Below are 16,549 nucleotides of genomic sequence, written 5' to 3'. Positions count from 1 at the left end.
ACCCCCCGCAGTGCCGCGCGTCGAGGATCCGGGTACGCCTCCCCGCAGTGCCGCCCGTCGTGGAACCGGGCACGCCCCCCAACATCGCAAGGAGCCCTCTCGCGGAGCACCACCATCCCGCCGGGCACCACGACTGGGTGCTTCCGGGGCGGCGTTCTGTGACGGCAGGTCCTGCCGGGCGCGGGGAGCGGTCTCGTAGCCGATGGTCCCGAGGGTGGTAGGGCTGGCTGCTCGGTCTCGTACGTCAGGCGTCGTCGGGGAGTGCCGCCTGGATGGGGGTGATGTTGCCCGTTCTCACCAGGAAGCCTCGGCCAGGGGGGCCGCCGACCGTTCCCCGGGGTAGGCGGATCGAGAAGATGTCGCCGTCGGCCTGGCTCTGGACGGCCAGCAGCACCCCGGTGCGGGCCTTGCGCGTCTCGGCGACGAACCCGCGATAGGCGACGGCCAGATCCCCGGTCGTGCCGGCGATCAGCAGCCCGTGATCGCCGTCCCGGCCCGACCGGTGCACCTCCTCCAGCGCCATCCCCAAGGGGCCGTCCGCGTTGATCAACTCGGCGTCGTCCACCAGCACCACGTACTGCTGCAGCTCCGCGACCAGCTCCGGCAGGTTGGCGGCGTTGCCGTCCAGCACGGCCAGTGCGCCGTTCAGCTCCCTTAACGGGCTGCGTCTGGGAGCGACGGCGATGACGGGCGTGCCCCGGGCAATGAGTGAATGGGCGGCGGTCAGCAGGACGGACGAGCGGCCGGAGCGGGACGGGCCGGCGATCACGGCGCCGGGCCCGTGGGCCAGCAGGTCGAGCCCGAGCGGCGCCAGGGCGTCGCCGCCGGCGCCGATCAGTGCCCACAGCGGGGACGGGGGTGTGAACGTGGCGTCCAGGGCGAGCGCTTGGGATGCCGTGACGCGCATGGGGAGGGCGTCCACCCGCAAGGGGGGCTCGCCGTTCCACTGCCGGCCGCCTTGGCCGGCACCGGCGGATCGCCCGTGAGCGGGACCGGGACTCCGTCGAGGGCTCGCCGAATCCGCCGTCGACGTGCGGGCCAGGGATTGGAACGCGGCGACCTGGGCCGGGCCCGACGGGTCGGAGGAGAGCAGCGCGATGTGGTGCTCCACGATGCCGTGCTCGCCCATCGAGAGCGCGCGGCCAGGCGGCATCGACGAGGGCAGGCCCTTGAGGGGGAAGCCCGCCAGGCCGTAGTCGGAGGAGTCCGAGAGGCGCAGGAGCAGCCGGTCGTCGAAGACGGTCGAGACCTGGCCGAGCAGGCCTGACCGGTCGCTGGTGACCACGGCCCTGAACCCGACCGCCGGGCCTTCGCGCATGAGCTGGAGCAGCGACTCGATCAGGCGACCGTAGTCGTAGCTCTCGAAGGCGGCGACGAAGCCCTCCCAGCGATCGAGCATGAACACCAGCCAGGGCAGGCGGTGGCCGGCTTGGCGGTATTCGGCCAGGGAGGCGTGCCCGGCCTCGGCCAGGAGTTGCTGGCGGCGGCCGACCTCGGTACGCAGGCGGGTGAGCAGGCGTTCGACCCGGTCGATCTGGTCGCGGGTCACGACGGCGCCGCAGTGGGGCATCGTGACCAGGGGCAGGAGCGCCCCGGAGCCGCAGTCGACCGCGTGGACGTGGACGTCTTCCGGGGAGGAGTGGGCCGCGATGGAGCCCGCGATCGTGCGTAGCGCCGTCGATCTGCCGGAGCGGGCGGCCCCCGCGATGAGCAGGTGGCCTCCGTTGGCCAGGTCCAGCGCGAGTGGGCACCGGTCCTGCGCCCACGGACGGTCGGTCAGGCCGTAAGGCAGTGGTGGGACCTCGACGAACGCACCCGATGAGGATCCCGCGCCGTGGGACTCCGGGCGGGAGGGGAAGCGGTCAGGTTGCGCGCCGGCCGGTAGAGGGCCTTTGGCGCCTCCGGAGGGGCGGTGGGTCGGTGGATGGAGATGGCCTGGGCCCGCTGGGTGAAGGGGCGCGGGGTGACCTGGGGGTGGGTGTCCGGGGAGGCCGGGGGAAGGTTGGGCCGAGCCCTTCACGGAGACCTGGACGTGGTCATGGGCGGTGATTCCTGGAATGTGCCTGGAAGCGCTCTTTGTCGGGTTGGGAGGTGCCGTCTGTGATGCGGGGGAGCCGGCGTCGCCGGAAGGTGAGGATGCGGCGGCCAGGGGTGGCGTGGTGAGGGCCGGGAGGTCCAGGACGAAGTGGGTGGGGAGGGGATCGAGCCAGGGACTGGGCTGGACGGGGACCGCGGTCAGGTGGGTGGCCTCGATCAGGGCGTCGGCGACCAGGGTCAGGTCGGTGACCGTCGAGTCCTCCTCCGGCTCCGGAGGGGGCGGCAGGGGTTTGCCCAGCGAGCGCCAGCTCACGTCGAGCACCCTGATGGCGGCGCCCGGCCCGGCGAGCGGGCCCGTCGAACCTGGCGCGGGGCTGCGGCCTCCCACCCTGGCCGTCTGTACGGCGGTCGCGGCCCCCACGCCGGAACGGACGTAGCAGCGGCCGGGCGTCGACTTGGAGATGTGGGCGGCGTCCGGGAGGTCGATGACGTCGGAGGACTCCGCGGGCTCGGTCACGCGCAGGGCGATGCGCAACGACGTGTTCGCCTGGATGTCGGCCGTGACCACGCCCGCGGGGCGCTGCGTGGCCAGGATGAGGTGGATGCCCAGCGAACGGCCACGGCGGGCGATGTCGACCAGGCCCGTGACGAAGTCGGGCAACTCGGCCACCAGAGCGGCGAACTCATCGATGATCAACACCAGGCGCGGCATGCCCGTGCCCGTGTAGTCCTCGATGTCCTTGGCCCCGGCCGCCGCCAGCAGGCGCTCTCTCCGGCGGATCTCGGCCGCCAGCGAGTCGAGGGCCCGCTGGGTCAGGTGGCCGTCGAGGTCGCTGACCATGCCGACCGTGTGCGGCAGGCGTACACACTCCTTGAAGGCGGCGCCGCCCTTGTAGTCGATCAGCACGAACGTGAGCTGGTCGGGCCGGTTGGCCACCGCCAGCGAGCAGATCAGCGTCTGCAGCAGCTCCGACTTGCCCGCGCCCGTGGTGCCGGCGATCAGGCCGTGGGGGCCGTCGAGCCTGAGGTCGACCGAGAACGGGCCCTCGGGGCCGATGCCGATCAGCGCGCTCGTGGAGCCCTGGGCACGCCAGCGCCCGGCCAGCTCCTGTCCGGACGGGCGGGGCATGCTCATCAGGTCGAGCAGGCGGACGGCGCCGGGGAGGTTGCCCGACGGGTCGTCCCTGCTCACGTCGCGAATCGGGGACAGGGCCCTGGCCAGCCGGTCGGACCAGGCGGGGGAGACGAGGTCGCCCAGGATCGGGCCGATGACGTCGAGGCCGCCGCCGCGCAGGCGTACGAGACCGTCCGTGCCGCACGCGGCCACGGTCTGGCACTCTTCGGGCAGCAGCCGCTGGTCGTCGTCGATGGCGAGCGTGAACACCCCTGAACGCGGGCCCTGGCGCAGCACCTGCGGCATGTTGGGCAGGCCGCGCAGCACCTGGGCGCCGTCGAGGATCACCAGGACGTCGTACGGGCGCACGTCGTACGAGGAGAAGGTGGGCTTCTCCGGGCCCCCGAGGTCGTCCCAGCCGGTGGGGATCTTGCCCAGCTCGGGGATCGCGGTGTTCTGGCGTTCGTCGATGAGGGCGGCGAGCTCGGAGACGCGGCGGGCGGCCGACTCGGGGTCGGTGCCGATCAGCGCCACGCACTCCTCGCCCGCGCGGGGGGTGCAGTGCGGGAGCCAGCGCATCCAGCCCCAGCGGTGCTCGCCGTCGGCGTGCGCGGACACGATCACGATGGCCAGGTCGCGGGGGCTGTGCAGGGTCGCGGCCTGGGCGATCAGCCAGCTCGCGAGGCTGGTCGCCGCGGCGCGCGGGCCCGTGACGCCCGCCACGCCCAGCCTGCGCATGGGCAGCGCCACCGGAACGGAGTGGCACATCGGCGGATCGATGGGCCCGCCCTGCTCCTCCGACAGCTCCAGGTTGGCGGGCAGGTCGGCGAGCCCGACCCTGAGCCTGAGCGAGTCGGCGTCGTGGATCCGGCGCTCCCACAGCCGCCTGCGCGGCCCCGTGGCGGTGAGCAGCACCTGCGCGGGGTCGGGCGCGTCCGACCTGCGGGCGGCCTCGTCCGCCACCCTCGCCCGCTCGACGGCCTCGTCGTACGCCTGGAGCTGCTCGTTGTACTCCTTGAGCGCCTTTTTGTGCTGTTTCTTGCCATGGCGGCGGTCGCTCCACCACTGGCCGATCATGATGACCGGGGTCATGAGGGCGACGAGCAGGTAGTACGGCTGCTTCAGGGCGAACGCGAGCGTCACGCCGAGCACGGCGGGCAGGAGGGCGGCGAGCAACTGCAGGCGCAGGCCTTCGTTCCTGGAGGGCTCCTTGGGTTTGACGAACTTGCGCTCGGGCTCGGAGCGCCGGAGCCTGGGCGGGCGGTTGTAGGACACGCCGCCCTCGCTCCTAGGCGCCAGATGCGCGTCCTTGGGCTCGATCGACGTCAGCACGAACACCGACGAACCACATGTGAGCACGGCCTGGTCGGGCCATTCGGTCCGCTCCGTGAGCGGACGGCCGTCGAGCTCGGGCACCTCGCCGTAGTCGGCGGCCAGCTCGGCCGCCTCCCGCTCCGCGACCCGGGCCGTGAGCTCGGCGACCTCCTCGGCCCACCTGCCCTTGAGCTTCAGCCTGGGCGCCTCGCCGGGCGGCCGCCCGGCGCGCTCGATGGTGATCGCGTCCGGCGTCACGCGTACGGTCACCGCTTCCGGGGCGAGGACGGGGTCGGCGGTGGTCATGGCGCACATCGGGTCGGAGCCGATGACGTGCACGCCCAGGCCCAGCCGGTGTACGGCGCCGGCCGCCGGGCCGCCCACCACGCGTACCTCGGCCACCCCGCCCGGCTCCTCGATGAGGGTTTCGCGGGCGAGCGCGGGGTCCAGCGTGATCTTGTCGCCGTCGCGCAGCACGGCGGCGGCCCGGGCGCGGGGGTCGAGCGGGCGGCCGTCACGCCACAGGGCCGGCGCCGCCCCTGCGGCGCTCGGCTGCGCCGTGACCGGCTGCGTCGCGGTGCGCTCCGGCCGGCGGGGGTATGGCACGTGCGCGCCGGTGTCCTCGGGGGTCGACATCCCGTAGGGGGCTCGTGCTTTGGGCAGGCGGACGACCTTCGCCAGCGGCCCGTGATCGTTGAGCGCCTCGCTCACCCTCGCCACTGTGGCGCCGTCGTCGCCGTCGATCACGACGTCACGGTCGCCCTGCCCGCCGAGCACGGTGAGCATGATCCGCATGATGCCGTCTCCTCGCTCGGACCTCGGGCGCCCAAAGGTAGCGCCCGAAGCGAGGGTAGGCAGGTTGGTTGACGGCAATGGCATGGCCGGCTGGTGCTGGGGATGAGCGCGGGTTGGGGCTCCCGATGGCTGTGGATAACCGGTCTCCGCTCTTTGGCGGGGGTGCGTGGCTTGGTCGGGGCGGTGGGTGTTGGTGGCGCGGTGTATGGGATTGGTGTCCGTTTGGTTAGGTCGCGGGGCGTTGCGTCCGGCCGTGGGCGTGGTTGGGCGATTGGCGGTCGTCGGGTCATCGGGTCGTAGGGTCGTCCGGGGGCGGGTGGGGCCGGGGCTTGGGTGGCGGGCGGGGGTAATGGGAGTGAACGGTGTGGTGGGTGTTATTGGGGTGGTGGCTAGCCGGAGAAATGGCTGTTCGTCAACTCGGTAGAAAGAACCGGCATCGATTATTCGGCATTGGCGTCCCGTCACCTGCGAAACAAGCATGGGTCCTCGCATTCCGCCCCCACGCCCCCTCCCCGCGCCACATAATGGCGGCAATTCCACGATTCAATTGGGAGCCCCCCACCCATGAGGACCAGTGAAAAGCCTGCCGTCAACGCGGCGGCGGGGTTGTCCGGCCCGGCCTCGCGCAAGCTCCCCGTGCCCCCTCGCGAACGCAAGCCGGCCCTCGCCGCCCTTGCCGTTCTGCTGATTCTGGGCGGCGCGCTGGCCACGACCCTGCTCGTGCTGCGCAGCGGCGATCGCGTCTCCGCGATCCGGGTGACGCAGCAGGTCGGCGCGGGCCAGAAGTTCACCGAGCAGATGCTGGAAGAGGTCCAGATCGCGGCCGACAGCGGCATCGACTACGTGAGCTGGTCGGAGCGGGGCAAGGTGGAAAACAGCTTCGCGACCGTCACGGTCCTCCCCGGCACGCTGTTCACGAGCCGGATGGGAGTCAGCCAGAGCAGCGAGCTGGGCCCGGGAAAGGCGACCGTCGGATTGGCCCTCAAGCCAGGGCAAATGCCCGCCGGAGTGGAAGCGGGTGACCGGGTCCAGGTGATATATGTACCCAGCCGTTCGGCCCAGGGACAAACGCGGGTGCTGGCGGAAAGCGCTCTCGTGTTCTCGGTGGGCGACAAGTCGAGGACGGCGAATTCCGGCCAGATCACGGTAATAGTGGATTCATCGGCATCGCCGGAAATTGTGGCGTTCGCCTCCACCGGTGAGATCGCGGTGGCCGAGCTACCGGGGGCACGCTGACGTGGCGCTGATCGTACTGGCCGCCGACAAGGGCGCGCCGGGTGTGACGACCGCGGCGACCGCCCTGGCGGCGGTGTGGCCGCGCCCCGTGCTGCTGGCCGAATGCGACCCGGCGGGCGGTGACCTCGCCTACCGGCTCCCGGCCGCCGACGGCGGCGTGCTCAACCCCGGCAAGGGACTGCTCACCCTCGGCGCCACGGCGCGGCGCGGGCTCGAGCCCGCCCAGATCCACCAGCACACGCAGAAGATCGTCGGCGGTCTCGACGTGCTGGTCGGGCTCACGCACGGCGAGCAGGCCGCCGGGCTCACCTGGCTGTGGGGCCCGCTGGGCAGGGCGCTCGCCGGCATCCCGAACGCCGACGTGATCGCCGACTGCGGCCGCCTCGGCGCGCACGCGCAGCTCGGCGACCTGCTCGCCGAGGCCGAGCAGGTCGTACTGCTCACCAGGGCCACCCTCGACCACGTCGCCCACCTGCGCGAACGCCTCCAGATCACCAAGGCGCACGGCGTCGCCGTGATCGCCGACCCGCGTAACTACCGCGCCTCCATCGACGACGTACGCAGAATCGTCGGCCCGGCCGTCCAGTACGTGTACGGCCTCGCGCACGACCCCAAGGGCGCCGAGCTGCTGCGCGGCCAGTGGGGCGGACGGCTCGACCGGTCCCTGCTCATCCGCACCGCGAGAGACCTGGCGGGAAGGCTGGTGAGCCACCGATGATCGATCACTCGCTGGTCAAGCGCTTCCGTCAGGAGGTCGGCGACCGCCTGGCCCACCAGCGCCGGCTCGACCAGGCCAACGGCCTGCCCCCGATGACGGGGGAGGACGAGCGCCAGTTCGCCCGGGCGCTGATCTCCCAGGTCCTGGAGGAGCACGCCCGCAACGAGATCGGCCTCGGCCGCACGCCGCCCACGGTCGAGGAGGAAGAGGCGCTCGCGGCCGGCATCCACGCCGCGCTGTTCGGCGTGGGCAGGCTGCAGCCGCTGCTCGACGACCCCCAGGTCGAGAACATCGACATCAACGGCTGCGACAGGGTGTTCGTCAGCTACGCCGACGGCCAGGAGCTCATGCACGACCCGGTCGCCGAGTCCGACGACGAGCTGATCGAGCTCATCCAGATCCTGGCGGCGTACTCGGGCCTGTCGAGCAGGCCCTTCGACACCGCCAACCCGCAGCTCGACCTGCGCCTCCCCGACGGCTCCAGGCTGAGCGCCGTCATGGACGTCACCGTCAGGCCGGCGGTCTCGATCCGCCGCGCCCGCCTCGGCAAGGTCTTCCTGTCCGACTTGGCAGGCAACGGCACGATAAGTCGGGACATATCGAGGTTCTTGACGGCCGCCGTCGCCGCCCGCAAGAACATCATGATCGCCGGGTCCACCAACGCCGGCAAGACCACCCTGCTGCGGGCCCTGGCCAACGAGATCCAGCCCACCGAGCGCCTCATCACCGTCGAACGAGCCCTGGAGCTGGGCCTCGACCAGTTCCCCGAGCTCCACCCCAACGTCGTCGCCTTCGAGCAGCGCCTGCCCAACTCCGAGGGCCAGGGCGAGATCTCCATGGCCGAGCTGGTCAGACGCTCCCTCCGCATGAACCCCAGCCGCGTCATCGTCGGCGAGGTCCTCGGCGACGAGATCGTCACCATGCTCAACGCGATGACCCAGGGCAACGACGGCTCCCTGTCGACCATCCACGCCAACTCCAGCATGGAGGTCTTCAACCGCATCTCCACCTACGCCCTGCAGGCCAGCGAGCGCCTGCCCATCGACGCGACCCACATGCTCATCGCGGGCGCCATCGACTTCGTCGTCTTCATCACGAAGCGCAACGACTACCACGTCGGCGGCACCCTGCGCCGCTACGTCTCCAGCATCCGCGAGGTCAACGGCTGCGACGGCCGCGTCCTGTCGAGCGAGGTGTTCGTGCCGGGCCCCGACGGCACCGCCGTCCCGCACGCGCCGGTCTCCTGCCTGGACGAGCTCGCCGCCCACGGCTACCTGCCAGGGGGGTGGTGACGAGGTGATCTTCGACCCGTTCGCGCTGCTGACCGGAGCGATCATAGGCGGCGGCCTGTTCCTGTTCTTCGTCTCCCTGTACGGCATGCGCCCCCGCCCGCCCCAGCCCAAGCGCCACCTGCTCAAGATGCTGACCACCCGCACCGCGATAGCCGCGGTCGCGGCCGGGCTCGTCCTGATCATCACCGGCTGGCCGGTCATGGCGGTGGGCACGGTGCTGCTCGTGTTCGCCTGGCGCGGCCTGTCGGGCGGGGCCGCCGAGGAGCGCGCCGCCATGCGCCGGCTCGAAGGGCTCGCCGCCTGGACCGAGTCCCTGCGTGACACGATCGCCGGCGCGGCCGGGCTCGAACAGGCCATCCCGTCGTCCATCAGGGCCGCCGCGCCCATGCTCAGGCCCCACCTGCGCGCCATGATCGACCGGCTGCACACGAGGATGGCGCTGCCGGAGGCGCTGGCGCTGTTCGCCGACGAGCTCGACGACCCGTCGGCCGACCTCGTGGTGGCCGCGCTCATCCTCAACTCCCGGCTGCGCGGCCCCGGCCTGCGCGACGTGCTGGGCGCGCTGGCCGTCTCGGCCCGCGAGGAGCTCGACATGCGCCGCCGCGTCGAGGCCGAACGCCGCTCGACCAGGCGCAGCGTCCAGATCGTGGTGATCACCGCGCTCGTCTTCGCCGGGCTCCTCATCCTGTTCAACCCCTCCTACGTGGCCGAGTACGGGGGCCTGCTGGGCCAGGCCGTGCTCGTGGTGGTCGCGGGGCTGTTCGGAGCGGGGTTCGCCTGGATGAGGCGGCTGGCCAGGTTCGACAAGCCGACCCGGCTGCTCATGGGAGGAGGCGGCGGCGATGGTTGAGGGCGCGCTGGGCGGAGCCGTATTAGGGCTCGGCCTGTTCGTGCTGCTGCGGGCGCTCTTCCCGGCCCGCCCGGGGCTGGTGGCGCGGCTGCTCGCGCTCGACGCCGTACGCGAGGACGCGGGCGCTCCGAGCATCCAGCTCCTGCTGCCCGAGGAGGAGGTCAGCGCGTTCCGCCGCGGCCTGGGCGCCCGCCTGGCCCGCCTGTACGCGGCCCGCGGCTGGGAGGTCAGGTCGATCAAGGCGGACCTGGCGCTGCTCGGCCGCTCGTTCGAGGCGTTCCTGGCCGGCAAGGTGCTGCTGGCGGCCAGCGGCCTGCTGGCCTTCCCGCTGCTGCTGGGCTGGCTGGTGCTCATGGAGTGGGGCACCTCGCTGGCCATCCCGTTCTGGGCCGCCGTGCTCGTCGCGCTGCTGTTCTTCTTCCTGCCCGACCTCCAGATACGCAAGGACGCGGCGGCCAGGCGGCGCGACTTCCGCCATGTGGTCGGCGCGTTCCTCGACCTCGTCTCCATGAACCTGGCCGGCGGCCGCGGCGTCCCCGAAGCCCTGATGATGGCCGTCTCGGTCAGCGGCGAGCAGCCCAACTGGGCGATGGGCCGCATCCGCGACGCGCTCAGCGGCGCCAGGATCGTCGGCATCACCCCGTGGCAGGCACTCGGCCAGCTCGGCGAGGAGATCAACATCGACGAGCTGCGCGACCTGTCCGCCGCGCTCGGCCTGGTGGCCGACGACGGCGCCAAAGTACGCGCGTCGCTGACGGCGAGGGCCGCGACGTTGCGCCGCCGCGAGCTGGCGGAGATCGAGGGCAGGGCCGGCGAGCGGTCGCAGTCGATGCTCGTGGCCCAGCTGCTGCTCTGCGCCGGTTTCGTGATCTTTCTCAGTTTTCCCGCCGCTATGAAGATGTTGGGGTCCTGATGAACCATCCCTGGATCGTTTACCTCACCGCGTACCTGGGTGTCCGCATCCAGCGCGCCCGCACCGCCCCCACCCGCGGGGCCTCCGCCGTCGAATGGGTGATCATCACCGCCATCATCGCCGGTGTCGCGCTCGGGTTGGCCACCTTGATCAAGTCGCTGGTCGAAGGAAGGCAGAACGATCTCCAAGGCACCTTCGGCGGTGGCGGTGACACCGGTGGTAATCCGTAGGAGAGGCGAGCGGGGCGCGACGGTGATCGAGCTGGCCATCCTCATGCCGATCATCCTGGCGGTCGCGCTGCTCATCGTGCAGGTGGCGCTGTGGTTCCACGCCCGCCAGGTGGCGGAGGCCGCCGCCCAGGAAGGCGCGCGCGTGGCCAGGGCGGCGCCGTTCGACTCCGGTGACTGGCCGGGCCAGGCCACCGCCAAGGCCACCGACATCATCAAGGCCGTCGGCCCGAAGCTGCTCCAGAGCGCCACGGCCACGACGTCCGAGAAGGAACCGGACGAGCGCTTCGTCACCGTGACCGGCAGCGCCGTACAGGTCATCCCGCTGCTGCCCGAGCTGACGTTCACGATCACCGCCACCGCGGGCGGCCCGGTCGAGTGCTTCCGCCCGGACAACGGCGGCGGGGACTGCTCGTGAGGCGGGCGGAGCGCGGCTCCATGGCCGTGGAGACCGTGATGCTGGCCCCGCTCTTCCTGCTGTTTCTCATGTTCCTGGCGGGAGCGGGGGTGCTGGTGGAGTCGCAGGGGCGGGTCAACGGGGCGGCCAGGGACGCGGCCCGGGCCGCGTCGGTGCAGCGCACGCTCGACGACGCCGAGGCCGCGGCCAAGGCCATCGCCGACAGCACGCTGACCGGGCCCTGCGGGTCCCCGTCCGTCTCGCTGGACGGCTCCGCGTGGGAGCAGGGCGGCCAGGTCCAGGCCGAGGTGAGCTGCGAGCTGGACCTCGGCTTCCTGGGGTTCGGCGGCGTCAAGCGGATGACCGGCACGGCGGTGGTGCCGATCGAGCAGTTCAGGAGGGTCGAATGAGGGAGCGGGGGTCGATGTCGGTGTTCACCGTGCTGTTCTCCGTCGTCGTGTTCCTGCTGGCCGGGCTTCTCGTGGACGGCGGCGCGGCGATCAACGCCCGGCTGCGCGCGGCCGACGTGGCCGAGCAGGCCGCGCGGGCCGGCGCCGACGAGATCGACGTCGACCACCTGCGCTCCACCGGCCAGACCCGGCTGCTCGGCGAGGACCAGGTGTGCGCCAGGGCCGACGAGATCGTCGCCGCGCAGGGCGGCGAGGGCGTGACCCGCGGCGAGTGCACCGTCGGCCAGGGGCAGGCGCAGGTGACGGTCACCGTGTCGGTGCCCTGGAAGGCGTTCTTCCTGAGCGCGATCGGCTTTCCCGGCACCGAGATGACCGGCCGGGCCGTCGCCGCACCCGAAGCGAGATAGACCGAAACTCACCGGTCGATGGATCGGTGAGCGTACGAGCACGACCCTGGACGGCGGAAGGGAGAGACGATGCCGACGCGAGAGCCCGCGCGCCCACACGGACGTCACACGCCCGTGCGCGTCAAGGCCAGGCGCAGCGCCGGAGACGTGCTCGCCGGCATCGGATCGCTGATCGTGCTGGTCGCGCTCGTGGGCGGGGTGCCGTACGCGCTGCTCACGTTCGTGGGGCCGCCGATCGCGCCCGAGCTGCTCGACCTCGACCTGCTCACCAGCCGCGTCGGCCCGAGCACCGTCGTGGCCGTGCTGGTGCTGCTGGTGTGGCTGGCCTGGTTCCAGCTGTTCGTGTGCGTGCTGGTCGAGGTGTACGCGGGCGTGCGCAGGGTCGGCATGCCGGCCCGCGTGCCGCTCTCCGGAGGCACGCAGGCGCTGGCCAACAAGCTCGTCGGCGCGGTGCTGCTGCTGTTCACGGCGGGTGCGATGGTCGTGCCGCTGGCCAAGCTGGCGCCCACGCCGGCCGCCACGCCCGTGACGGCGGTCGCGTACTCCGCGCCGATCGTCGAGAAGACGACCCTCGACACGCACAAGACCAAGAAGGTGTACGTGGTGCAGCCCCCGCACGGCCGGCACCACGAGAGCCTGTGGGAGATCGCCGAGAAGTGCCTCGGCGACGGCCGCCGATATCCCGAAATTTACCGGCTTAATCAGGCGAAGGAGCAGCCGGACGGCTCCCGCCTGCGCATGGCCGACCTGATCAGGCCCGGCTGGGTGCTCGACATGCCGGACGACGCCAGGCACGCCCACGTCGTCCCCGTCGACCAGCCCCGCGAGCAGACCCTGCGCGAGCACCCCGGCAGGGCGCCAGTGGGTCAGCACGCGGGCCAGCACGCGGACCGGCACGCCGACTCGAAGACCGGCCAGGCCGAGAAGAAGGTCGAGGCCAAGCACCGCCAGCCGGATCAACAGCAGCAGCAGCAGCCCGACCGGCCGCAGGCCACCATCCGGCAGACCCAGACGACCGACCTGACCGACTACCTCGCCACGGCCTCGCTGGCCGCCGCGGGCCTGCTCGTCGTGCTGGCCAGGCGGCGCCGCGAGCAGCTCTGGCGCAGGGTGTTCGGCCGCCGGATCGTCCGCCCGCGCGACGACGCCGCCCAGGCCGAGGTCGCGCTGAGGCTGGGCGGCGACGCGCCGGGCGCCCGCATCCTCGACATCGGCCTGCGGCTGCTCGGCGCCGAGCTGGCCGCCCAGAACCGCACGCCGCCCACCGTGTACGGGGCGCACCTGTCGGCCCGCACGCTCGACCTGTGGATCCACCCCCCGGACGGCGACGCGCCCGCCCCGTGGATGGCCCAGGACGGCGGCCAGGTGTGGCGGCTGCCCGCCCACGAGGGCCGCCTGCTGGAGGAGCAGGCGGGCGGGGCGCCGTACCCCGGGCTGGTCTCCATCGGCACGGACGCCAGCGGGCGCGTGCTCATCGACCTGGAAGCCGCGCAGGGCCTGATCAACGTGCGCGGCCCGCAGACCACGGCCGCGCTGGCCGCCCTCGCCGTCGAGCTGGCCACCAACCGCTGGTCCGACCGCATGCGCATCACGCTCGTCGGCTTCGGCGAGGAGCTGACCGCCATCGCGCCCGACCGCATCAGGGCCGTCGGCGGCCTGGCCGAGGTGCTGCCCGAGCTGGAGGCGATCGCCGCGCCGCGCAGGGAGGTGCTGACCGGGCGCATCACCGGCAGCCCGCGCGACGCCCACTACCTGCTGTCCGCGGTCGCGCCCACGCACGAGGAGGCCCGGCGCCTGGCGCTGCTGGCCCGCCGGGACACCGCCGGTTACGTGCTGGCGGGCGAGGTCCCGCACGCCACCTGGACGCTGGAGATCGGCGACGACGGCCGGGCCAGGATGGCCGAGCTGGGCTTCGACGTGCAGGCCCAGCTCCTGCCCCGCCGCCACTACCAGGCATTGATCGACCTGTTCCGCACGGCCTCCCAGGTCGACGGCGAGGCCGTCTCCGAGGCCGAGCCGCTGGCGGGGCTGCACCCGCCCGCCGTCGAGATCAGGATGCTCGGCCCCATCGAGGTCATCGGCCTGCGGCCCCTGGAGGAGGGCCGGCTGGCGCTGGCCGCGGAGCTGCTGGTCTACCTGGCCACGCATCCCGGCGGCGTGCACCCCTCGGTGCTGGGCGGGGTGCTCTGGCCGCGCGGCGTGCAGGACATGGTCAGGGACGCCACGATCGCCAGGGTCGCCGAATGGCTCGGGCGGGAGCACCTGCACACCGACGAGGCCGGCCGGATCAGCCTGGGGCCCGAGGTGCGTACGGACTGGGCGCTGTTCCGCGAGCTCGTACGCCGCTCGCAAGGCGACCCCACGGCCCGGGCCGTCCTGCTGGAGAAGGCGCTCGGACTGGTCAGGGGCCCGCTGCTGAGCGGCCGCCAGCCGGGCAGGTACGCCTGGCTGGCGGCCGAGGACCTGGAGTACGACGTGGCCGCCGAGGTGGCCGACGCGGCGCACCAGCTCTGCGAGCTGCGGCTCGCGCACGGGCAGCCGGACGCCGCGGTGGCCGCCGTACGCGCGGCCCTGCTGCTGGCGGTGGACGACGAGGGCCTCTGGCGCGACCTGCTGCGGGCCACGCACGCCACCGAGGACACCGTACGGCTGCGCGCCGTCGTCGAAGGGCTGACCCGCAGGGCGGCCTCGCACCCGTACGGCGGCGGGATGGCCCCGGAGACCGAGGCACTGATCGAGGAACTGCTGCCCACGTGGCGCATCCATGTGGTGAGGGAGTCGTCGGCATGAGACGAGTCGTGCTGCTGCTGATGATCGTCCTGGCGGGCTGCGGGCAGGCCGAGCGCCCGTACACGCCCGCGGCGGAGCCCACCCCGGCGAAACCCTCCGGCAAGGCCGCGCAGCCGGAGGAGACGCTGCCCGCCGGCCCCCAGAGCATCGCCATCGGCGACGGCCTGCGCGTGCGGGTGGAGTGGCCGGCCGACCCCGACCCGCTGCTGAAGGTCATCGTCGACCAGTACGTGGGCACCCGCCAGGCCGTCGTCGAAGGGACCCGCGGCTACCGGCGCAATCTGGAGATCCAGGCCGAGCAGCAGGCGACGGAGTGGGTGAACGAGTTCATCGACGAGGAGCAGTCGATGCGCGGGACGGGCCGGCTCTACAACCTGCGGGTCAGCGCCCGCATGGGCAAAGGCGCTCAGATCAACGCGTGCGTGGACGAGTCAGGCGTACGGATGATCTCCTCGCGCACCGGGAAGGCCGTCGCGCCCCAACCCGATTGGCTGCGCACCCCCTACGGCCAGAGCGTGGTCGCCCATCGCGGTGACGACGGGGTGTGGCGCATCAGGTCCTACATCACCTCCACAGAGAGATGCACGCGATGAAACCTTTGCTCGCGGTACTGCTCGCGGTGCCGCTGACGCTCGGTCCGACCCCGGGACCCGGCGATGTGGACGTCAGCGGCGATCAGCGCGGGCGGACGACGAGCCTGAGCCTGGAGGCCAGCACCATCAAGATCACCGGTGACGGCAAGGGCGGCTCGGGCGACGGCTACCGCATCCCGCGCCCCTGCTGGTACGAGCCCAGCCTGGACGCCGAGGAGATGTTCCGGCTGCACACCGAAGGCGCGGGCCCGGCCAGGCGGGCGGGCATCGACGAGGACAGCTTCCGGGCCTTCGTCCAGCAGTTCAAGGACAAGCTCGGCAAGCCGGGCCGGTGGTGGGTGCCCGCGTACAACAAGGCCGATCCGAACGGCGCCGCCTGCTGGGGCGGCCTCGAACAGTTCATCTTCATGCCCCCGAACACCACGCCGCCGTCCGGGATCACGATCGAGCAGCTGGCGCAGATCGCCAGGGCCGCGCTGACCGTCCCGGAGCCGACGGTCAAGCTGAACCCCGACGCCAAGAGCTTCGTCAACCTCCCGACCTACGTCTGGTTGGAGAACGTCGGCCAGCCGCGCCGCACGGTCACGGCGTCGATCCCCGGCGTCATGAGCGTGACCCTGGTGGCGACGCTGCAGGACATCAAGATCGACCCGGGCACGTCCAAGGACCGGGCCGAGGTGCACGAGGAGGGCTGCGGGCCGTCCGGGAAGCCGTACGCGAAGGGCGCCCAGTTCACCTGCGGCGTGCGTTACCTGCGCTCGGCGATCGACCAGCCGCGCGAGAAGTACACGCTGACCGTCACCACCGTCTGGCCGGTCCAGGTGGCCGACAACGTGGTGCCGTTCCAGTTCGCGCCCGTACAGGTCGGAGCCAGCCGGGACGTGCCGGTCGGCGAGATCCAGAGCAACGTAAAGCCGTGAGCGGCGGGCCGGCCACTCAGGCCCGGACCACCGCCACCAGCGGGGCGAGCTCGGGCAGCTCCGCCGCCTCGTCGAGCACTTCCTTCAGTACGCCGTCGTGCGTGGGACGGGCCCGCTCCAGCAGCTCGAACCCGGCCTGCGTGACCTCCGAGTAGATCCCGCGCCTGTCGTCCTCGCACAGGTAGCGCTTGAGCAGGCCGCGGTTCTCCAGGCGCGTCACCAGCCTGGTCGTGGCGCTCTGGCTGAGCACGACGGCCCTGGCGAGCTGCTGCATCCGCATGTGCCAGCCGTCCTGGCGGGCCAGCACGTCCAGCACTGTGTATTCGCTCACACTGAGCGAGTGCTCCTTCTGGAGTGATTTCTCCAGCCTGTCCTCGATTTTCGCGTGCAGCGCCGCGAGGGTGCGCCAGCCCTGGGCGCGCGCCTCCACGGCGTCATCGGCTAGGGGCATGTGACAGCCTCCTCGACATCCTTGTATGTTCAGTTAGTCGGCGTGTGCAAATAATGTCCACGCTTACTAACGTCGTCTGAGGAGT

At 72.1% G+C, this 16,549-nt stretch carries 14 protein-coding genes; 12 read left to right on the top strand and 2 right to left on the bottom strand.

Translation table 11 applies throughout. The features are described from left to right. Window positions 1-244: 244 nt before the first annotated feature. The gene (locus ACWDX9_RS16365; protein WP_449954196.1) at window positions 245-5,260 is read right to left on the bottom strand and encodes an FtsK/SpoIIIE domain-containing protein; all 5,016 of its coding nucleotides are present in this window, start codon (window positions 5,258-5,260) and stop codon (window positions 245-247) included. A 564-nt stretch (window positions 5,261-5,824) separates the two neighbouring features. On the opposite strand from ACWDX9_RS16365, the gene ACWDX9_RS16360 reads away from it, so the two are divergent. The 12 genes from ACWDX9_RS16360 to ACWDX9_RS16305 all read left to right on the top strand — a co-directional run bounded on the left by ACWDX9_RS16360 (window position 5,825) and on the right by ACWDX9_RS16305 (window position 16,013). Further along, a complete protein-coding gene (locus ACWDX9_RS16360) occupies window positions 5,825-6,496 on the top strand; it encodes a hypothetical protein (RefSeq protein ID WP_449954193.1) in 672 nt (223 codons plus the stop codon). A gap of 1 nt (window position 6,497) precedes the next feature. Continuing rightward, the gene (locus tag ACWDX9_RS16355; RefSeq protein ID WP_350728306.1) at window positions 6,498-7,214 is read left to right on the top strand and encodes a hypothetical protein; all 717 of its coding nucleotides are present in this window, start codon (window positions 6,498-6,500) and stop codon (window positions 7,212-7,214) included. After that, window positions 7,211-8,506 (top strand): CpaF family protein, encoded by a 1,296-nt coding sequence (locus tag ACWDX9_RS16350; protein ID WP_350728307.1) that lies wholly within the window; start codon window positions 7,211-7,213, stop codon window positions 8,504-8,506. Before ACWDX9_RS16355 ends, ACWDX9_RS16350 begins: the two co-directional genes overlap by 4 nt. Before the next feature lie 4 nt (window positions 8,507-8,510). Continuing rightward, window positions 8,511-9,356: a type II secretion system F family protein gene (locus tag ACWDX9_RS16345; protein WP_449954190.1), complete on the top strand. Its 846-nt coding sequence runs from the start codon at window positions 8,511-8,513 to the stop codon at window positions 9,354-9,356. After that, complete coding sequence (locus ACWDX9_RS16340; RefSeq protein ID WP_364243157.1) at window positions 9,349-10,269, top strand: type II secretion system F family protein; 921 nt, start codon at window positions 9,349-9,351, stop codon at window positions 10,267-10,269. Before ACWDX9_RS16345 ends, ACWDX9_RS16340 begins: the two co-directional genes overlap by 8 nt. After that, a complete protein-coding gene (locus ACWDX9_RS16335; RefSeq protein ID WP_350728310.1) occupies window positions 10,269-10,499 on the top strand; it encodes a hypothetical protein in 231 nt (76 codons plus the stop codon). Before ACWDX9_RS16340 ends, ACWDX9_RS16335 begins: the two co-directional genes overlap by 1 nt. After that, entirely contained in the window at window positions 10,486-10,914 is a 429-nt protein-coding gene (locus ACWDX9_RS16330) for a TadE family protein (RefSeq protein WP_449954188.1), read from the top strand. Before ACWDX9_RS16335 ends, ACWDX9_RS16330 begins: the two co-directional genes overlap by 14 nt. Next, window positions 10,911-11,303, top strand: coding sequence for a TadE/TadG family type IV pilus assembly protein (locus tag ACWDX9_RS16325; RefSeq protein WP_357726163.1), 393 nt, complete (start codon window positions 10,911-10,913; stop codon window positions 11,301-11,303). Before ACWDX9_RS16330 ends, ACWDX9_RS16325 begins: the two co-directional genes overlap by 4 nt. After that, entirely contained in the window at window positions 11,300-11,710 is a 411-nt protein-coding gene (locus ACWDX9_RS16320; protein ID WP_350728313.1) for a flp pilus-assembly TadE/G-like family protein, read from the top strand. Before ACWDX9_RS16325 ends, ACWDX9_RS16320 begins: the two co-directional genes overlap by 4 nt. A 69-nt stretch (window positions 11,711-11,779) precedes the next feature. Next, a complete protein-coding gene (locus ACWDX9_RS16315; protein WP_449954183.1) occupies window positions 11,780-14,500 on the top strand; it encodes a BTAD domain-containing putative transcriptional regulator in 2,721 nt (906 codons plus the stop codon). Further along, window positions 14,497-15,093 (top strand): hypothetical protein, encoded by a 597-nt coding sequence (locus tag ACWDX9_RS16310; protein WP_449954180.1) that lies wholly within the window; start codon window positions 14,497-14,499, stop codon window positions 15,091-15,093. The genes ACWDX9_RS16315 and ACWDX9_RS16310 overlap by 4 nt, the downstream gene beginning before the upstream one ends. Beyond that, window positions 15,090-16,013 carry a hypothetical protein gene (locus tag ACWDX9_RS16305; RefSeq protein ID WP_449954177.1) on the top strand — a complete coding sequence of 308 codons (924 nt, stop codon included), beginning with the start codon at window positions 15,090-15,092 and terminating at the stop codon, window positions 16,011-16,013. The genes ACWDX9_RS16310 and ACWDX9_RS16305 overlap by 4 nt, the downstream gene beginning before the upstream one ends. A 16-nt stretch (window positions 16,014-16,029) precedes the next feature. On the opposite strand, the gene ACWDX9_RS16300 is transcribed toward ACWDX9_RS16305, so the two are convergent. Continuing rightward, window positions 16,030-16,464 (bottom strand): MarR family winged helix-turn-helix transcriptional regulator, encoded by a 435-nt coding sequence (locus ACWDX9_RS16300; RefSeq protein WP_350728317.1) that lies wholly within the window; start codon window positions 16,462-16,464, stop codon window positions 16,030-16,032. Window positions 16,465-16,549 lie beyond the last annotated feature (85 nt).

Source organism: Nonomuraea sp. NPDC003201, from assembly GCF_053590415.1.
The sequence above is the reverse complement of the archived record's forward strand: the minus strand, read 5'-3'. Positions and strand labels throughout refer to the sequence as shown.